Below are 17,058 nucleotides of genomic sequence, written 5' to 3' on the forward strand. Positions count from 1 at the left end.
ACTGAAATCGGCGATCGTTTGATTTGGTTCTTCAGTCGGTTTTAACCGACTTTTGCTATGAGACGGGGATTTCAATCACTCCTAGGATCTTCGGGTTAGCCCGATGCCCCAAAGTGCGATCGAGAGGACTGAAATCGGCGATCGTTGAATTTCGCCCTTCAGTCGGTTTTAACCGACTTTTGCTGTGAGACAGGGATTTCAATCCCCGGCGGATCTTCGGGTTAGCCCGATTCCCCAAAGCCCGATCGCCCGATCGACATTATTGACCTAATCTTTGCTATTTTTCTCTTCTACATCGGGAGTAGAAAATTTAATATCCGCCCAAGATAGCTGTCTGCTTTGATTGCTATTACTTTCGAGTTCTTCTTTAAGTTTGGCAATATCAACGGTATCGTTTTTGGCCGAACTGTTGGTTTGGGCGATCGCATCTTTGAATTGCCGAATGTTTTCCGTCGGATTTGCTTTAATATCTTCCACCGCTTTTTTTAAATTGCGTTGATAGTGGGCGTTGCCAATCGCTTCTTCCTTCGATCGCGAACTGGTTTCAAAGCATTTGTCCAAATCGGCGTAAATGCCTGTACGGCGGGGCTTCGTGTAGTATTGGCGTTCTGTATCCAGGAGTTTTGCCATCAATTCGAGGTGCATTTTGTCCTCGCTGCAAATCTCTTCGATCGCAGTCCATTCATCGCTACCGAGGAGTTTTCTTTCAGCGGCGGGACGGGAATCTTCAAAAGGTTCGCCCGTAACTTCTTGGTAAATCCGGGGCAAAGAATCGTCGAATTCGTGCTTTTCTTCCAGCCAAATGCGGCGGATTTCGCTAAGTTCTTCAGGAGTAATTAAGGTGATATCGCGCATTTCTAGGGGGGCGGTTTTGCGGACGTGGGTTTGTGCTTCCAGGACTCGTCTCAGCCAGTGTTCTCGCCAGAATTTGGTGTAGGGCCCTGGGATGGGTTCGACGGAGGTTGTGTCGTCGCCCATGTTGCGTTCAAACAGTTCTACTCTACCGTAAATGCGGCGGAAGTCTCTTTTTGGGCGATCGTCTTTTATATCTAATTCGTTACGAATATCGAGAAGAGGCTGCATCCATTCTTTTTCCTCATCATTTTGAATCATTGCCTCCATTGATTTATCTTGGCTTACCATTGTGCAAACCCAGCAGCCAAAGCGAGAACTGCCGCAGCTAGGGGTAGAAGTATCGACAACTAAAGGACATTCATTGTCTGCTGTTGCACCTCGATACATGGTAAATAAATCTTTGTTGCTATTTTCCCAAGGATTAGGCCACTGATTCAGATAAATCCACACTTCATCAGTTCGCCAATCTTCTATCGGACTATAAATTAGGGAATTAGGCAGACTAGGACTCTGATAAAGCAAAGACTTAATGGAACTAGAATTATTATTTAGACGGTCACTCATGCGACCTATTTCATGTTTCTCCATTGAAACAGCGCGTTTAATACTTTCAGCTTTGCGAGTACCCAATATAAGAATTACTTCTCCATTGATTCTCACCATATCACGAACAAACCGATTAGAAGGAAGGATTTTCAGGCGTTCAGTACACCAGCGAAATCCATGTCTCGGTGCTGGGTAGCCTTTTCCCATCAAGTTTACCCAGAAAGTATCTTTGACATCTGGATAAAGCATATAAGGTTCTATTGGTAGCTGTTGCTCTATAGCAGCAGACTTCATCTGTTTTAATGACTGACGTACCCAAGTAGAAACTATCGGGTTTTCTACAAGTGTATCTGTGGTGATTACATAGATTTTTTTCGTTCTTTTTTCAGGTGGCAATTCTGCTATCGCATACCAGATAAGCTGCACTACCGTAGTGCTGTCTTTTCCGCCGGAATATCCTAAAACCCAAGGTATATCATCTAAACAATATAACTCTTTAATTTCTTTACTTAATTTTTCTATTTCTGCCACTAACTCACTTACACTACGGGGTGGAAAGAGTGGTATTTGCATTGTTTCTGTCATGTCTTCAACCTCAGTTACTTCATTAAGCTCTAAATACATTCAGCCGATGCCATTCTAGCGATTCAAGTCTTGGTAAATCTTGGTCTGAAGCCGGCAGGAGAATAGTTTCACTATGAAAATCTTTCATACATCTGGCATTGGGGGATTCCTCTTCTAAGTCATCAGCGACGATAATTCTGTAATTATCATCTATAGCAAACCAACCCTGGTCAAAAGCCCAATGATGATTTTTACACAATGATATCCCATTATTAATTTGATTATCATAAAACTTTGAAAACGGCTTAATATGTGAACCATCTACAATAGTTTGAGTGAGATTCCTGATGACTTTTAATCGACAAAATGCACACTTGTAATCATATGTATGTACTACTGCTTTCCTGAAAAAAGCATTTCTAACAGCAGATTTTGTTAAATAAAATTTTGGTTCTCCGTCAGCAATTCCTGCTGAGTCTGATAGTTCTCTTTCTGTCTGAGTAACTTTCTCAAAGTCTTGATTAACTTGCAAAATATCTCCAATATCGTCCCTATTTAATGAAAACCATGTCGCAATCAGTGTATCTATTAATTCCGATCTCGAATTTTGGTCTTGAAGTAAATTGAATAATTCATTATCCCAACTACCGTATTCTACAGCTTCTCTTAGCTTGTTAGTGGTCTTAGGCTTTGAACCCTTAAATCCAGACTTTAATGTTTTATGCCAGAAACCATCGCCTTCCAAATGCCAAAATGGATAGTGCAAACCACGATTGTGAGATTCAGAACCTAAGATATCCCAATATTTATTAAACGTTTTAATTAAGTCGTCTGAAACATAAATTCGATTCTCCCTAATTATTCCTTGAGCAATTAGATCGATGATTGATAATAGTAATATTGGCTTATGATTAGCTTGACCACGTTGGCGTGTATTACTGACATTAAGATCGGCAAAACGTTGTCGATAATACGCTAAATTCTTATTTTCGGACTTTTCTCCTGTAGTCATTTTCTCCTCCCGCTAGGATTAAATACAATTCGACCTGAAATTTTACACTATTGTCAACAGAGGGTTAAGCGCCCCAAGGCAAAACCATAATGCAGAAACTAGACAATTTAAGCAGTGTCAACCGATTAAAAAGTGATTTTATAGCCTAGACAGGTGATAATTATATCACTGTCCGCGTGCATCTGCGGTTCTCAAATCCATCCCATCCGCAAACTAAATATGTCCTACAGCGACTTCAAAACCATCGACCAAGCCGTCTCAACCCTGGATCTAACCGTTGAAGACATTCCCCACTTATTCAGCCAAATTACCCCCCTCGCACCTTCAGAACGCCTCACACAAACTCTAGACGAAGCTTTAGACTTAGCCTCAAGTATCAGCACCAAAAAAGCTCGCTCGGAATTAATCATCACTCCCATTCTACTCGAAATCCGGCGCACTTTTAATAACAAAATTGGCTATTTTTCTGGCAACACATTTAACGTAGAAGAGAGCAAAGGATTAACCGGGGCTTGTGACTTTCTCCTCAGCGCATCGAGCAATCAATCATTAGTGACTGCCCCAGTCTTGACATTGGTGGAAGCAAAAGACAACGATATTAGAATAGGATTGGGACAGTGTGCGGCTCAGATGGCAGCAGCTCAAATATTTAATGCCCGCAAAGGGCAAGAACAATCCGCAATTTATGGCGCAGTTTCAACTGGTACAAACTGGAAATTCCTAATTCTAGAAAATCAGTTGTTAAAAATTGATTTGACTGAATATTTTATTACTCAGCTAGACCAAATATTGGGCATTCTTGCAGAACCATTCAGACGCTATTTTAATTAGCATAGTTTTTGGCGGCATTTGGGCGCTGCTGTGCTGCATCTGCGGTTTCCAAACCTAACTTAACCTTCAAATAATCAGTCATCCAACTAACACTCGCCCTCGACTTAGAAATCCCCCCTTTAAACAAAATCCCATTCTCCCAATCAGGATTATAAATCGACCAATCAACCTGCTGCAAAAGGCTCAAACGTTCCTCCCAACTCTCAGGAAAAACCGCCAGCAAAGCCGCCCCAACTTCCCCCAAACTCTCAAGCACAACACTGTGACAGTGTACGCAATCCCGGCGCATTTCCCCCGCCGCAACTTGCTTGTGCAGAACTAATTGCCAATCTGGAATAAAACTGCAAACCGCATTCCAATAACTAACCGCCAGTTGTATTTTTTGAGCAAGTTCTTCCTCTTTCTGTTCTTTTTTGGTGCGAGAACCAGAGGGTTTTGCCTGTTCGCTGCCGTGAATATTAGACAGCAAAGCCATGATAGCACGATCGATCGCACTCAGCGTAAACAATTTGTGCGATCGCCCGTTCAAACTCCCCCTCTCCATCTCCGTCAAACACCGGAAAACCTCAACCTGCTTAACAACAGCCTTCACCACAAAAGCGTGATCGTCCCGGTGGTTGTAAAGTAGACTGAGTGACGCCTCCAAAGGAACTTGAAAATTATTCAAATCAGCAAACATCTGCTGCGATTTTTCCAACCCAATATCGAGAAACAAAATCAGCGCCACCGTCTCATATCCCAACTGCGGATTTTCCCTCAAAGCCATCTCAAAAGCTGCGCGCCGATGCTGTCCGTCATTAATAGTAAACTTAGCATCCATCGGCACTCGCAAGCGACCGATTTTCCGTTCTTCGGCCTCATTTCCCACTGCTTCAAAAGTAATATCCGCATCAATCGAAGCAGCAATAGCCCCACAAGTATAATTTGTAGGATTCTTAACAAAATAATCAGCAATTTCGGGAATCCTAGCTTTGTTAAGCGCGCGTTTCGCCCGCATAGACGGCGGCAATTCTTCAGATTCAAAGGGAAACAATTTCGGCAAAAAACGCACCGGACACATCGACACGTAATATTCGCGGCCTGCTTGAATGCCCCGAATTACCGGCAAAATGTATTCAAAAGAAGGAGTAGACATATTTTAGAATGGGGCATTGGGAATGGGGCATGGGGCATGGGGCATGGGGCATGGGGCATGGGGCATTGGGCATGGGGCATGGGGCATGGGGCATTGGGCATTGGGCATTGGGCATTGGGCATTAATAGCTATTGACTTTTGGCAAAGTTTATGGTAATGAGGTCGGCTATTAGGGCATAAATTAAGTATTTCACAATGTTTTTTTAAAAACAAGTGTTGACATAAACTTTAATATATGATATTTTTTGAAAAAATAGTCTAATTATCTAAAAACCGCCGATGAATACCAACCCAGCGGATGACCTCGCTAGCAAAATTTTAGAAAAAGAAAATAGCGACAGACAGGAAATCGCACTTTTATTAGATAATTATTTAGGAAAGGACGATCGCATTTTCGTACAAAAAACCCAGATGGGAAACAGCGAAGCATACATCGGTTCAGTCACCCTAGAATGGTTAGACTCTCGCGTCCGTTTCGCCTCCCAGATGCCGCTTTTCCGCCAAAAATTCGACCTCCAAACCAACAACATCGTCCGCGACGACGAAACCATTGACGAAATTATCCAGCGTCCCTTAGATTGGTCGCGGCAAGCCACCCTAACTCAATACTTAGCCGCCCGAAAATCGCACAAATTCCCCGCAGTTTTAGTAGTCGTCAGTCCCCCGTGGGTAGACAATCCTCTAGCCGAGGAATGGGATAAAAATGGCGTAGCAACCAAATCCGCGACTGAATTTACATCCTTTGATAAAAACGAGAACTTAGGGCTTTTGAATGTCTCTCAAAAAGTCTCAATTTTTGCCTTAGACGGCCAGCATCGGCTGATGGGAGTTCAAGGTTTAATGAGTTTAATTAAAACCGGAATCCTGCAAAGATACAACAAAAATAAAAAACCTGTCGGCGCTGCAATTACTCTGGAAGATTTAGCAGAAGAGTATCAAATCGACCCCGAAACAGTGTATAAATTAGCTCACGAAAAAATCGGGATTGAGTTTATTCCGGCGGCGGTAGCGGGGGAAACGCGACAGCAAGCACAACGGCGGGTGCGATCGATCTTTGTGCACGTTAACCTAATGGCCGTAACGCTGAGTCAGGGACAGCTAGCATTATTGAACGAGGACAACGGATTTGCGATCGCAGCCCGAAAAATTGCCGTCACCCATCCCTTATTAAAAGAACAAGATGACAGAAACCCCCGCGTCAATTGGGACAGCGCCACAGTCGCAGCAAAATCAACTGTCTTAACCACATTGCAAGCGCTGCAAGATATGTCAGAACGATATTTAGAATACAAATTCCCCCATTGGAAGCCGGAACGAAAAGGTTTAATTCCCATGCGTCCCGAAGATGAAGAACTGAAAGAGGGAATTGAGGAGTTTAAAAAATTGTTCGATCATTTAGCAACTTTACCCAGCTATCAAAGAATTGAAAGCGGCGAAGAAACGAGTGAATTGCGCCGATTTAGTTTTGAAAAGCCAGGGGGCGAGGGAAATCTTTTGTTCCGTCCAGTCGGTCAAATTGCTTTAGCTAATGCTTTGGGAATTCTAGTATTTAGAAAGAAACTTTCCCTGAAATCTATTTTCGACAAACTCCGCAGATTCGATGTGGATGAAGGATTTAGCCACATGGACAATCCTGAGTCTGCGTGGTACGGGATTTTGTACGATCCGAACAAAAAGCGAATGCTAGTTTCTGGAAAGGATTTAGCGACAAAGTTAATTGTATATTTGGTGGGGGGAATTCAGGACGATATGGAGCGAGCTCATTTGCGGCAAGCGGTAGCGGAAGCGAGGACTTTTGAGGATAAAGCTGTTAGTTTTAACGGCAAGTTTGTGCAGCCGCAAGAGGTAGGATTGCCGCCAGTGCTTAGCTAAGTTTTTATTGGGCAAAGCCAACAGCAACGAAGACTGATAAAGCAGGAAGCAAATTGGTTTTGTATAATTGAATCTGCACCTTACCTAGAACCAGATTATGACCATCGCTGAACAGATTTACGCAATCGTCAAAACCCTTCCCAAAGACCAAGCCAGCGAAATTCTCACTTTCGCTGAATTCGTTTGTGCCAAGCACCTGAGCGCCAACCAACCAACAGACACCGTAGACTCTCCGATTCCTTGGACTGAACTTGTTTTTTCCCTTGCTGGAACTTGGGCAAAAGATTTTCCATCCCTGGAAGATATTCGTGCTGAATCCGGAGAAGATATCCTGCGGGAGAGTCTGTAAATGTACGTTTTGGATACCAACACCTTGATATACTATTTCAAAGGTCAAGGACAAGTTGCTCAAAACCTTGCTAATGTTTCTCCCCAGGAAATAGTCATTTCTACGATCGTCCTTTTTGAGTTGCAAGTCGGCATTGCTAAATCCAATTCGCCGGCCAAACGCACCCAACAACTTCAGCAATTTTTGAGCAGAGTTAACGTTATTCCTTTCGATCGCGATGCTGCTCTTGCGGCTGCTACAATTCGCGCCCAGTTGGAGCAACAAGGTACTCCCATCGGCCCGATGGATGTTTTGATTGCAGGGACAGCCGTAGCCCTCCAAGCGACTCTCGTCACCCACAATGTCAACGAATTTTCTAGAGTTTCTGCACTCCCAATCGCAGACTGGTATTGATTAAAAAACTTCTCACAATCTGGCTTCTTTTAACAAAATAAGTTCGGCTCCTACAGGCAAATGATCGGACTCTGTTGCCTCCAAAACCGAACTCGATTTAGCACCCCAATGCTGTGAATACCAAATATAATCAATCCTGAAAACCGGATAATTTAATCTCCAATTCGACCTTTTTACCAATAATTTAAGTTCCCAACCGCGAGGCCAGGTAAAACCAAACCCAAATCCAGATTTTCGGAAAGCATCTTGCAAGACTTTCTGCACGCTGTCATAGTCTTGAGTTTCGTCGGTCATATTAAAATCGCCCGCGACGATTACTGGCAGAGTTTCTCGCTCAACTCGCTGCACTAAGTCTTGAATTTCAGGCGCTCGTTTGCCATATTGGTAAACTGGAATTTTGAGAAAACGCCCGATTCTATATCTCTTAAACCACGGCCCGGTAGCTTGCATATTGTAAATCACTACTTCTTGTTCGTTAAATTTAATAATTGCCCGTTGCTGCGTTTCTCGATGGCCGGCTAAGTGCAGTATTTCGCTGGATACAATCGGATATTTACTGAGAATTCCTACAGGGGGAGTGCCAATTTGATAGGGGTAGTCTGCTTTTAACCAGGTGAAAGCTCTTTCAGTATGTTTCCTAACGATTTCTTGTAAAAATATAATATCGGGTTTTTGCTTCTGAATCAGTTTAAATAAAGTAGGTGACTGAGTTTTATGCCAACTGAGGTTATGGGATAAAATTTTGATGCTGGGCTGCGAATCTGTGATTTTGATTGGTGTGGGATAAAAGTATTTGACGTGCAGCCAACTTATTAGGAGAATGCAGGCGATCGCAGAAATAATAGTGAACCATCTTTTTTTGATAATTGACAAGCCGATGATAGGAAGCAGGAAAGTTGGGAATAAAATTAAGGGGCTAAAAGTGCTAATTAAGGCAATAATCCACAGTCTATCCCAAAAAATTAGTTTGAGAATGAAATAGCAGATAATAAATACTGAGTAACTGTAAGCGAGAAATTTTGCAGCTTGCTTTAAGCCTCGCTGGATTATATCTTTTGGGATGTGCTTCATTTAAAACCTATTAAAATAAGAACTTGCTTAAATCGAATTCTTCATTTGACCGATGTTGATTGTCTCTTTCAGAAATCAAAACCAACAACAGGCGATCGGTATAATCCGCCGCACCCCGCAACTCTTCGCGCAAAATTTCCAGTCCACCATTAGCATATTCTTCAAAAATTTGCAAGCGTTCTGCTTCCAATTGTTCGTCGAGATGGGAGAGAATTTGAGGATTTTTGGTTTCGGCGATCGCAATTAACTTAATCGCCATATCGTAACCCCTGGATACAAAAATATCAACATCTATCGCACCGGGTTCTCGTTTAGAAATTTCCCCCAAAGGCGATCGTTTTTTCCGCTGCTTTCCCAAGGATGCGGCGAAGGCTATGACATCGGCGTATGTCTGGAAAGGGCCAGTGTTGTTATCCGATAAAGTTAATGCTTTGACTAACTCCGCTTTATCTTTAGCAATTCTAATTTTGTTAGCAGCCATTGCCATAATATCTAGTTTCTAACTATAATACATCTCACCAATATCCAACAGTTCGCACAGGCGTACTTCACCATGTCCGCAATAACATAATTTTTTGTGCAAAACCTCCTCTTGCTTCCCGCCGCTTCATTTGTTCTGCCAAAAGTCGCTCGCCCGAAATGCCAAAACTCGCCATCACCGCATCTATCACCTCATACAAATCCGCCAATTCCGCCACCAAATCTTCCTCATCAGCCTCTGCCGCTTCCCCCGCTTCTTCAATCAATTTCTGCAGCAAAGCTTGACGGTATTCTGCCTCCGACAAAATTACAAACTCGCATTCATTCCCGCTTTTGCGAATAATTTCAGGAATGCGATCGCGCACCAACTTATGATACTCTTTTTCCACGTCAAACTCCCTTCAACCTTGACTAAAAGTTTGAATCAACCAGCGATTAATTTCCCCATCATCTTGCGTTTGACTCCGATTCAAAGCTTCCTCAACTAACCGGATTTCCAGCCCCGGTAAAACCCGCGACTCTTGAATTCTCCCGCTACCTCCGCCATTAATCGCAAACGCAAAAACCTCCCGCGTGTTTGCACGTTCCACCCAATATTCACTAATTTCTGCATTTTCGTAAAGCAACCGCTTAGTGCCTAAATCATCGTTAAAAGAAGATGCCCCAATTTCTACTACCAAATTAGGCGGATCGTATTCATTCAAATCAACTGTTGAATTGCTGTCATCAGGAGGCACTCTCAAATCTGAACCGATATAGTAAGCTAAATCAGGTTGAAACTCGCCAATACCTGCTTTACGAAAACTGGTATTAGTAAACTGAACTACTCGGATATTTCTCAAGGTGGCAAAAAGAATAATTACATAAGAAACGATCGAATTTTGACGCCCGTGCAACGGCCCTACTGGTGACATTTCTACCCTCATGTGTTCTTGATAGTAATAAAACTTGCCCTTTTCCCATGCTGAATCCTCAGCAAAATTCAGAAACTCTTCCCACGTCGCCTTCACCCAAATATCCGTTTCCAAAACCTGCGTAATTACCGAATTAGAAGCCATAATCCACCTCTACAATTTCCGTATATTCAAATTCATTGGGACTGCGCTTAACTAAAGGATAGCGCGTCCCGCCAAGTTCGATCGCGTCTTCTTCACAATCAGCTTTCGGAGAATTGTACACCAGCACGTATTCCCTGCCAATGGAACTTTCCATCTCTTGAGCAACTTCTCCGCGCCACTGAGTTTTCGTTACCAAAACTACCAATTGATTCGCCAACTTCGGCAGCTTATTCGCGATTTGCTTGCGATAAATCTCGTCCAAACTGCCAAAGGGAGAATCCATTACAATTGGAAACGTACTGCTATCCGGGCCCATCAAAGTATTCTTTTGACTCCACTCCCGCACGCCCTCAATAATCCCGCCGATAAACGATAAACTGAGAATTTGATTTTCTCCTGTAGAAGCGGCAACCAAAGATTCTTTTCCCGACGTATTTTCTACTAGCGTCAGTTCGTATTTATCGCTCAACTTGGGGATGTAAGGAGTAAAAGAAATTTGACTAAAAATATCTTGCACCCGCTTTTCTAACTGAGAAGAAAACTGTTTTTCTAAGCGCGATCGCACTTCAGTTAGGCGATCCATCGCATCCTGAGTCGCAGCAATCCGGCGCTGGGCTAATACTTGCCTTTGCTCATTCAGTTGCTGCTTATCGATTTGCTTGTCCAGATTGGCGATCGACGCATTCAAACTCTCAATCTGCTGCTGGTTAGACCCTGTTTCCCGGTGCAAATCGCCAATTTTTGCCTCAATTTCATCCAAGCGCTTTTGCAAGCGGCTGACATCGCCGTCAGGAAAATTGCGCAGCTTATTGTGAATATCGTCTAACTGATTTTCCACCCGAGAAAGTTCGGTTCTGTCACGGCTGATATTGCCTTGCTGTCGGTCAATTTCCTCCCAAAAATCAGCCACTTGCCTATCAATTTCATTTACCCGATCGCTAATCCGAATAGTTGTTTCTTCCACATCGCCAACACCCGCCTTATCCATCCAAGCGCTAACCTGTTGGCGAGATTCAGAACCCTCCACTAATTCCGCACCGCAGATACACCTATGCTGCGCTAATAACTCTTCCAAAAACGGCCGCTGAATCCCCGAAAGCAACGCGCCTTTTTCCCGCAAACCCCCGACAATCACTTCAAATTCAGCCGCCGCCTCTGACAGAAATACCGCGTAACCGCGCATAGAAATTGAGCGTTTGAGAGCATCTGTAGCTTGTACAATTTGTTGCTTAAATAAACTTTTCTGCATTTCCAATTCGTCTCGCAACTTTTGTAAATCTGCCGCACCGCTAAGTTCCAACAAGTTACCATTAACGGCTTTTTTCAACTCCCCTTGGTTCACCAATTCCTGCTCGATTTCTACTTGTCTGCTTGAAAGTTGCTCAGCTTCTTGCTCAATCTTTTGCTTATCTTTTAAAAGTTTCTTCGTTTCAGCATTACCAATTATATTTAAATCTGTCTCTAGAGATTTTTTTGCTTCTAGTAAATGCCGGATCGATCGATTCAACACTTCCACCCCCAGCAACTCCTTAGTAGCTTCAGCAATTTCTGCCTTCTTGTCATAGCGGACAATTTGCTCGATTCGCTCCCCGTCAAAAAAGAAATATTTATGTAAACTTTCCGGCAAAATCCGCCCGATAATATCATCGGGATGCTGATCCGGCTTCAGCCAGAGACCGTTATCTTTTGCTACATTCAGAAACAATTCAGCCTTGCCATGTTCTACAGTGTCTTCACTTTTATAAGCACGACAAATGCGTCTTGCTTGGTAGCGCGTGCTGTCGTGTTCAAACACAATTTCCGCCCAACAACCTACGGCTTTTCCCATTTCTGCCTCAGCCAGAGCGCGCTTGTTTACTAATTGTTCTTCCGCCGCAAAAGCCGCGCTAAATTTTCCGTAAAGTACCCACGTAAACGCATTCATTAATGCCGTTTTTCCAGCGCCATTATTCCCGTGGATTACTGTAATATTTTGCGCTCCCCAAGCTAGTTTAATTTCGGGAGTTTTGCCGTAAAATTGACGAAAGTTGCACAGAGTAATTGAGATTAACTTCATACAATTGCTTCCTTAATAATTTTTAAAATGTCATCGTTAATGTGGCGGGGAGCTCTCATGTACAACTTATCTTTTTCAATTTCCAATACCCGCTCAATAATTTGTCGGACTTCGGGCGACGCGCTAGTAATAGGTTGCTGTACGTCGCTGAATTCCTGATGAGTTTGATAAGGAGAACGCTTTTCTGCTAAAATGCTTGTCGGTACGGCGGCGATCGCACTATCTTCATATCTAAATGCCAGAATCAAATTTTCATTCAGATTTTCAGTCATTTTTTTTTGCAAATATTAAAATATACAGTGCCTAGGCTCAGGGGCGAGAAACCCGGTTTTTACGAGTTTTGCGAACAGTCACGAGAAATCTACAAAGAAACCTGGTTTCTGAAGTCTGGGTGCGATCGCGAACTAAACTAGCAACTCAAACTGCGATCAAATAATTCTCTATTCTCAAACATAAACCGAACCTTAATAAATGTCAAATGTCTAATAGCCCGTAACGCTTTTGAAGTTGCAGCAATTTCACTCTAGCTTCCCCAGCATTGTCAGCTAAATCGGCAAATTCCAAGAACCGCTTCAACTCTTTTCGCAGCAAATTGCGCTCGACTTCTAAGGTTTCCCGACCCAAATCTGGAGGCAAAACTATCATGTCAAATAAAGTTGCCCTTTCCTTCCCCGGATGCGGCCGCAAAATCCGTCCTCGGCGCTGAATAAACTGGCGCGGATTGCTGCTGCTTGCTAAAATTACAGCATTGCGAATTGCTGGAATATCCACGCCTTCATCCAAACATCGAATCGCTACCAAACCTTGCAATTCTCCACTCTCAAATTGCTGGCGCAATCGTTCTCTTTCTGCTAAAGGAGTTGCCGCTGTATAAGTGTTAACTCGGTAGCCTAATTCTGAACCCAGTAACTTCGCGGTTTCTGTTAGTTGGCGGTTGTTATTTCGGCGCGCACCTCCTTCGATCGCACCGTCGCCGCAGTAAAATAAAGTGTGGGCTGTATCGAGACGGTGAATCATTAATTCTCGCAAAGCTACTAATTTATTAGCCGCAGCCCCAATTAACCGGGCTCGCTGCATTAATAAAGTCGTTAAAGCGTCGTTTTCTTCTACTTTTTCATCGCCCCAAAGCGCCCAGCCAATCTTTTGAGTTAAGCGGGAATATTTGCGGGTTTCTGCTTCGGTCAATTCTACTAAAATTGGATAGTATAAATAATGTACTAATGCTTTTTGGCGGATGGCGTCGGCTAAGGTGAGTTCCGGCTGCAAAACTGGGCCGAAATAATCTAAAATAGCTTCTGTTCCCTGTTCGTCGAAATGTCTTTCTGGGGTGGCGGAAAGGGCGAGTCGCAGTCCAATATTGCGCGGCAAACTTTCTCCTAAACGGGGCGCGCCTAAGTTGTGAACTTCGTCTCCAATAATCAGGGTTTTTTCTGGGAAATAGCGCAGTTGCGATCGCAAACTATCTCCCATTAAGGTAGCATTGGTAGTGATGATTGTGAGAAATGCCCGCTCGCCAGAGCGCACTTCATACAAACCAGCAGCCAGCTTATTTTGCCAACTGCGGGCGCTATCAAAAGCCAAAATAGGTTTTAAACCAAATTTCTCGGATTCGCGCGCCCACTGATTAACCAGGTGGCAGTAAGGGCAAATTACGAGCAGGACTTGCAGGTTAATTTTATTGTATAATTCAGTGGCGATCGCCAGTGCAGTAATCGTCTTGCCGCTACCCGTCGCCATTTTCAGCGTACCGCGTCCTTGATTCGCAAACCAATTAGCAACCGCCACTCGCTGATACTGTCGCAATTGCAGCGATGGCGGCATCTTCGGAAACCCAAATTGCGAATTATTAGCCGTTGAGCGATTCACCTTTAAATGCCGTTAGATGCAAAATTCCCTATACTCAACTTTAACTCACGGGCGATCGAAACTTAACAGCCCAAACAAATCATCCGCCGACAGTTGCAAACCCGAAAGCACATCGAGCACAGGTAAAATATCCTGATTCTCTTTAATTTCAGGTTCTTGCTGCGGTTTAAAAACAATTACCAATTCTTCTTCCGGGTCAATCATCCAACCCAATTTAGTCTTATTTTTGAGACACAATAGAATCTTCTTAATCACGCGACTAGAACTTTGATCCGGCGATAAAATTTCAATTATCCAATCCGGCGCAATTTCAAACCTATTTTCAATTTCTCCCTGAGAATTCAGAGGAATGCGCGACCACTCAAATACTGCTAAATCGGGAACAACAGCACATCCCCCAAAAGTACAGCGCAGTTCGGGAAAAGCAAAAGCTAACTTTTGCGGTTTGCCAACTTGATTAATAGCGGATGAAAATTTGATTTGTAACGTGCTGTGTTTTCCTTGGGGCATAGCTTTTTGATAAATTTGACCGTCAACATACTCGCTAGCCGGCTTAGTCTCAGGCAATAGCAGAAACTCTTCCAGAGAAATCTTTGACGGAGACTGAATTGACGTTACCATAAGCCATTAACCCCTCAACAACTCAACTGCCGTCTTAAAAATTCATATCGCTGTCAGTTTCCCAATCAGCACAACTCTCCGATTCCACACCAGTAGGGTGCATCGCACAAACCAACAAATTGCCACCGTAAACTTGACCGTGATAGTTGCGACAACCGCGACAAGCCGGCTGCTGCGTCGGCGAGGGGTCTACATAAGTAACCATCGACAAATCTATCTCATCAAATTGCGGGTCGAAGTCGCGGCAAATTTCAATTATCGGTTCGATAAATTCATTAAATAAACCGTCAAATTCATTGAAATAACCATCAATGTCGTTAATCAGATTATTTTGTACTTGTTCTGTAAACTCTTCCGACATTTTTGCCAAAACGTCCAGCATTTCGACAAACTCTTCGCCCATTTCGCTGAAAAAATGCTCTACTTCAGAAACAGCATTTTCCATCACTCCAAAAAAATCTTTAGACCAATCTTCCATGAATTTGACAGTTGGCTATTACAAAATATTTTACAGACAGGTGCAGCCAGCCTCATGCGAAGCGATCGCACCTACTTTCAATTCTATTACCTATTGCCTGATATCCGTCCACATCTGACAGGGGAAATATTCAAAAAGGGAACTCAAGATTATTCTCCTGAGTTCCCTTCATGCTTTGCTGAGCGAGCTTTTTGCTGCTTAATCCCGCTTCAGCCGCCGCAATTCCTCTTGTAAATTCTGCACTTGTTCGCGGAGCTTGTCTACGCCGCCTGTCTCTTTAGCATCTTTTGCCGAGACATCTTCTTCCTCAGAAACAATTTCAATCCGCCGAGGTTCAGCGGGTTTTTCGTTCCCAGCCGAGGCTACGGGGGGCTGCTGCTGAGCCTGTTGCACCATATCATCAACAAAGCGACGAGCTTCTTCCGTGGACATCTCGCCCCGCTTCACCAATTCGTCTGCCAGCTTTTGGGCTTCAGTGCGTAATTCAGTTAACTTGCTGCCAGCTTTTTCACCAGCATAGGAAGCTAGCCCGACACCAAGGTAAACTGCTTTTTGTAAAATATCTCCAAAACCAGGCATAGGAGCTACACCTCATAAAACTGGGTGAACCGGAGACCACGCCTATTACAAGCATCCCGTGTTGCTGCTACCTTCCGGTCCTGACAAGATTTGGGCGTTGGAATCGCGTGGGTCCAGTTCATTTACGAGTATAACACAGTTATTTATTCTTCAACCACACACCAGTGATAAATTTCATAAATAACGCAACCGTTCTTCACCAGCGGGTCTTCAGCGACGATCGCCTTCGCCTCATCCATCGAACCCGCCTCAAACAGCAACATACCGCCGCCCCGCCGCCCCCAGTAGCCAGTTTTCGCTCGGTGTCCTTTAGAAATCAACTCTCGGACATAAGCTCTGTGAGCTGGCACATATTGGTCAAAGACAGGCTTTTCGACAATTCCTTGCTCAATTTTGACAAACCAAGGCATTTTTATTTGGGATTTGAGATTTTATATTTTAGATTGGGAATGGGCGATCAGCAATGGGATCTAGAGCAAATGCTCTATATTCCATTTTGCACCATCCTTTCTTAACTGCGATGTTATCCCATGAACCAGTCAAAACAGCGATTTTTTATTGGCCTAGTGCCGCCTCCCGATATTGAACACCAGATTACTGAGATTCAACAGTATTTTGCGGAACACTACAACAGCCGCGGTGCTTTGAATTCGCCGCCGCACATCACGCTGCAACCTCCTTTTCACTTGTTAGCGGAAGATGTTCCCAAATTAGAGGAAAGTTTGAACCAGTTTTCTGTAAACCGGCGGCCCATTCCCGTTACTCTATCCGGTTTTGCTGCTTTCGCGCCCCGCGTCATTTACGCTGATGTTGTCAAATCACCCGAATTGCTGGAGATTCACAAAGATTTGATGAGTTATATCGAGGCTACTTTAGGAATAGTCGATCGAGTTTCTCAGACTCGCCCATTTGTACCGCACATGACAGTAGCATTTCGCGATTTAACTAAGGAGAATTTTCAAACGGCTTGGTTGGAATTCTCCGGGCGATCGCTCCACTTTGAGTTTACCGCTTCCGCATTAACTTTACTGCTTCACGACGGCAGCCGGTGGAACATCAGCAACCAATTCCCACTTTCCGCCTAAACTCTCTCCCTTCTCTTTCTTCGCGGACTTCGCGTCTTCGCGGTTCGTTTTCCCATTTTTTTTTCTTAGCAAATCCTGATAAATATCATTTCCTGACTACAAACCTGTTTAAAATTAAAGCCAGTCACAACGGGAGCATCCCAATTTTGTAAAAGGGGAAAAGTATGATACAGTTCCCCTTTTATTTTAGCTTATCCCTATATTATA

19 protein-coding genes and 1 other RNA gene are annotated in these 17,058 nt (G+C 43.6%); 5 read left to right on the forward strand and 15 right to left on the reverse strand.

All coding sequences use genetic code 11. From position 1 onward, the window contains the following. Positions 1-267 precede the first annotated feature (267 nt). Complete coding sequence (gene dndC, locus QUA83_RS12715; RefSeq protein ID WP_333293520.1) at positions 268-1,986, reverse strand: DNA phosphorothioation system sulfurtransferase DndC; 1,719 nt, start codon at positions 1,984-1,986, stop codon at positions 268-270. 22 nt (positions 1,987-2,008) lie between these two features. Then, positions 2,009-2,977: an HNH endonuclease gene (locus QUA83_RS12720; RefSeq protein ID WP_333293504.1), complete on the reverse strand. Its 969-nt coding sequence runs from the start codon at positions 2,975-2,977 to the stop codon at positions 2,009-2,011. Positions 2,978-3,196: 219 nt separating this feature from the next. On the opposite strand from QUA83_RS12720, the gene QUA83_RS12725 reads away from it, so the two are divergent. Then, positions 3,197-3,808: a hypothetical protein gene (locus tag QUA83_RS12725; RefSeq protein WP_333293505.1), complete on the forward strand. Its 612-nt coding sequence runs from the start codon at positions 3,197-3,199 to the stop codon at positions 3,806-3,808. Here QUA83_RS12725 and dndB read toward each other — a convergent pair. Next, positions 3,801-4,943: a DNA sulfur modification protein DndB gene (gene dndB / locus QUA83_RS12730; protein ID WP_333293506.1), complete on the reverse strand. Its 1,143-nt coding sequence runs from the start codon at positions 4,941-4,943 to the stop codon at positions 3,801-3,803. The genes QUA83_RS12725 and dndB overlap by 8 nt on opposite strands. Positions 4,944-5,222: 279 nt before the next feature. On the opposite strand from dndB, the gene QUA83_RS12735 reads away from it, so the two are divergent. The 3 genes from QUA83_RS12735 to QUA83_RS12745 all read left to right on the forward strand — a co-directional run bounded on the left by QUA83_RS12735 (position 5,223) and on the right by QUA83_RS12745 (position 7,557). After that, positions 5,223-6,815: a DGQHR domain-containing protein gene (locus QUA83_RS12735; protein WP_333293507.1), complete on the forward strand. Its 1,593-nt coding sequence runs from the start codon at positions 5,223-5,225 to the stop codon at positions 6,813-6,815. Positions 6,816-6,912: 97 nt separating this feature from the next. After that, positions 6,913-7,164, forward strand: a complete 252-nt coding sequence (locus tag QUA83_RS12740; RefSeq protein WP_333293508.1) for a DUF2281 domain-containing protein — start codon at positions 6,913-6,915, stop codon at positions 7,162-7,164. Then, the gene (locus QUA83_RS12745; protein ID WP_333293509.1) at positions 7,165-7,557 is read left to right on the forward strand and encodes a type II toxin-antitoxin system VapC family toxin; all 393 of its coding nucleotides are present in this window, start codon (positions 7,165-7,167) and stop codon (positions 7,555-7,557) included. 12 nt (positions 7,558-7,569) lie between these two features. Here the strand turns inward: QUA83_RS12745 and QUA83_RS12750 are convergent, their stop codons facing one another. From QUA83_RS12750 to QUA83_RS12805, 12 genes are all read right to left on the reverse strand, one after another. Beyond that, positions 7,570-8,628, reverse strand: coding sequence for an endonuclease/exonuclease/phosphatase family protein (locus QUA83_RS12750; RefSeq protein ID WP_333293510.1), 1,059 nt, complete (start codon positions 8,626-8,628; stop codon positions 7,570-7,572). Positions 8,629-8,638: 10 nt separating this feature from the next. Beyond that, entirely contained in the window at positions 8,639-9,109 is a 471-nt protein-coding gene (locus QUA83_RS12755; RefSeq protein WP_333293511.1) for a DNA phosphorothioation-associated protein 4, read from the reverse strand. 67 nt (positions 9,110-9,176) lie between these two features. After that, on the reverse strand, positions 9,177-9,497 hold the full coding sequence (locus QUA83_RS12760) for a nucleoside triphosphate pyrophosphohydrolase (protein ID WP_333293512.1): 321 nt from the start codon (positions 9,495-9,497) through the stop codon (positions 9,177-9,179). A gap of 12 nt (positions 9,498-9,509) precedes the next feature. Further along, positions 9,510-10,166: a Uma2 family endonuclease gene (locus tag QUA83_RS12765; RefSeq protein ID WP_333293513.1), complete on the reverse strand. Its 657-nt coding sequence runs from the start codon at positions 10,164-10,166 to the stop codon at positions 9,510-9,512. Beyond that, complete coding sequence (locus QUA83_RS12770; protein WP_333293514.1) at positions 10,156-12,222, reverse strand: AAA family ATPase; 2,067 nt, start codon at positions 12,220-12,222, stop codon at positions 10,156-10,158. Before QUA83_RS12770 ends, QUA83_RS12765 begins: the two co-directional genes overlap by 11 nt. After that, positions 12,219-12,494, reverse strand: a complete 276-nt coding sequence (locus tag QUA83_RS12775) for a hypothetical protein (RefSeq protein ID WP_333293515.1) — start codon at positions 12,492-12,494, stop codon at positions 12,219-12,221. Before QUA83_RS12775 ends, QUA83_RS12770 begins: the two co-directional genes overlap by 4 nt. Positions 12,495-12,696: 202 nt before the next feature. Further along, entirely contained in the window at positions 12,697-14,043 is a 1,347-nt protein-coding gene (locus QUA83_RS12780) for a DNA phosphorothioation system restriction enzyme (protein ID WP_333293521.1), read from the reverse strand. A 90-nt stretch (positions 14,044-14,133) separates the two neighbouring features. Next, positions 14,134-14,709, reverse strand: coding sequence for a Uma2 family endonuclease (locus tag QUA83_RS12785; RefSeq protein ID WP_333293516.1), 576 nt, complete (start codon positions 14,707-14,709; stop codon positions 14,134-14,136). A gap of 34 nt (positions 14,710-14,743) precedes the next feature. Then, positions 14,744-15,187: a hypothetical protein gene (locus tag QUA83_RS12790; RefSeq protein ID WP_333293517.1), complete on the reverse strand. Its 444-nt coding sequence runs from the start codon at positions 15,185-15,187 to the stop codon at positions 14,744-14,746. Positions 15,188-15,385: 198 nt separating this feature from the next. After that, the gene (locus tag QUA83_RS12795) at positions 15,386-15,766 is read right to left on the reverse strand and encodes a phasin-related domain-containing protein (RefSeq protein ID WP_333056143.1); all 381 of its coding nucleotides are present in this window, start codon (positions 15,764-15,766) and stop codon (positions 15,386-15,388) included. Positions 15,767-15,789: 23 nt separating this feature from the next. Next, an RNA gene (gene ffs / locus QUA83_RS12800) (signal recognition particle sRNA small type) lies at positions 15,790-15,886 on the reverse strand. Positions 15,887-15,909: 23 nt separating this feature from the next. Further along, a complete protein-coding gene (locus QUA83_RS12805; protein WP_006632991.1) occupies positions 15,910-16,176 on the reverse strand; it encodes a YciI family protein in 267 nt (88 codons plus the stop codon). 120 nt (positions 16,177-16,296) lie between these two features. Between QUA83_RS12805 and QUA83_RS12810 the strand changes: the two genes are divergently transcribed. Beyond that, entirely contained in the window at positions 16,297-16,851 is a 555-nt protein-coding gene (locus QUA83_RS12810; RefSeq protein WP_333293518.1) for a 2'-5' RNA ligase family protein, read from the forward strand. Positions 16,852-17,058 lie beyond the last annotated feature (207 nt).

Origin of the sequence: Microcoleus sp. K1-B1, from assembly GCF_036704705.1 — a bacterium.
Classification (GTDB): Bacteria; Cyanobacteriota; Cyanobacteriia; order Cyanobacteriales; family Microcoleaceae; genus Microcoleus.

Coding starts and splice junctions, on each gene's coding strand:
- dndC (WP_333293520.1), bottom strand. CDS start 1,986: ATGACAGAAACAATGCAAATACCACTCTTTCCACCCCGTAGTGTAAGT.
- QUA83_RS12720 (WP_333293504.1), bottom strand. CDS start 2,977: ATGACTACAGGAGAAAAGTCCGAAAATAAGAATTTAGCGTATTATCGA.
- QUA83_RS12725 (WP_333293505.1), top strand. CDS start 3,197: ATGTCCTACAGCGACTTCAAAACCATCGACCAAGCCGTCTCAACCCTG.
- dndB (WP_333293506.1), bottom strand. CDS start 4,943: ATGTCTACTCCTTCTTTTGAATACATTTTGCCGGTAATTCGGGGCATT.
- QUA83_RS12735 (WP_333293507.1), top strand. CDS start 5,223: ATGAATACCAACCCAGCGGATGACCTCGCTAGCAAAATTTTAGAAAAA.
- QUA83_RS12740 (WP_333293508.1), top strand. CDS start 6,913: ATGACCATCGCTGAACAGATTTACGCAATCGTCAAAACCCTTCCCAAA.
- QUA83_RS12745 (WP_333293509.1), top strand. CDS start 7,165: ATGTACGTTTTGGATACCAACACCTTGATATACTATTTCAAAGGTCAA.
- QUA83_RS12750 (WP_333293510.1), bottom strand. CDS start 8,628: ATGAAGCACATCCCAAAAGATATAATCCAGCGAGGCTTAAAGCAAGCT.
- QUA83_RS12755 (WP_333293511.1), bottom strand. CDS start 9,109: ATGGCTGCTAACAAAATTAGAATTGCTAAAGATAAAGCGGAGTTAGTC.
- QUA83_RS12765 (WP_333293513.1), bottom strand. CDS start 10,166: ATGGCTTCTAATTCGGTAATTACGCAGGTTTTGGAAACGGATATTTGG.
- QUA83_RS12770 (WP_333293514.1), bottom strand. CDS start 12,222: ATGAAGTTAATCTCAATTACTCTGTGCAACTTTCGTCAATTTTACGGC.
- QUA83_RS12775 (WP_333293515.1), bottom strand. CDS start 12,494: ATGACTGAAAATCTGAATGAAAATTTGATTCTGGCATTTAGATATGAA.
- QUA83_RS12780 (WP_333293521.1), bottom strand. CDS start 14,043: ATGCCGCCATCGCTGCAATTGCGACAGTATCAGCGAGTGGCGGTTGCT.
- QUA83_RS12785 (WP_333293516.1), bottom strand. CDS start 14,709: ATGGTAACGTCAATTCAGTCTCCGTCAAAGATTTCTCTGGAAGAGTTT.
- QUA83_RS12790 (WP_333293517.1), bottom strand. CDS start 15,187: ATGGAAGATTGGTCTAAAGATTTTTTTGGAGTGATGGAAAATGCTGTT.
- QUA83_RS12795 (WP_333056143.1), bottom strand. CDS start 15,766: ATGCCTGGTTTTGGAGATATTTTACAAAAAGCAGTTTACCTTGGTGTC.
- QUA83_RS12805 (WP_006632991.1), bottom strand. CDS start 16,176: ATGCCTTGGTTTGTCAAAATTGAGCAAGGAATTGTCGAAAAGCCTGTC.
- QUA83_RS12810 (WP_333293518.1), top strand. CDS start 16,297: ATGAACCAGTCAAAACAGCGATTTTTTATTGGCCTAGTGCCGCCTCCC.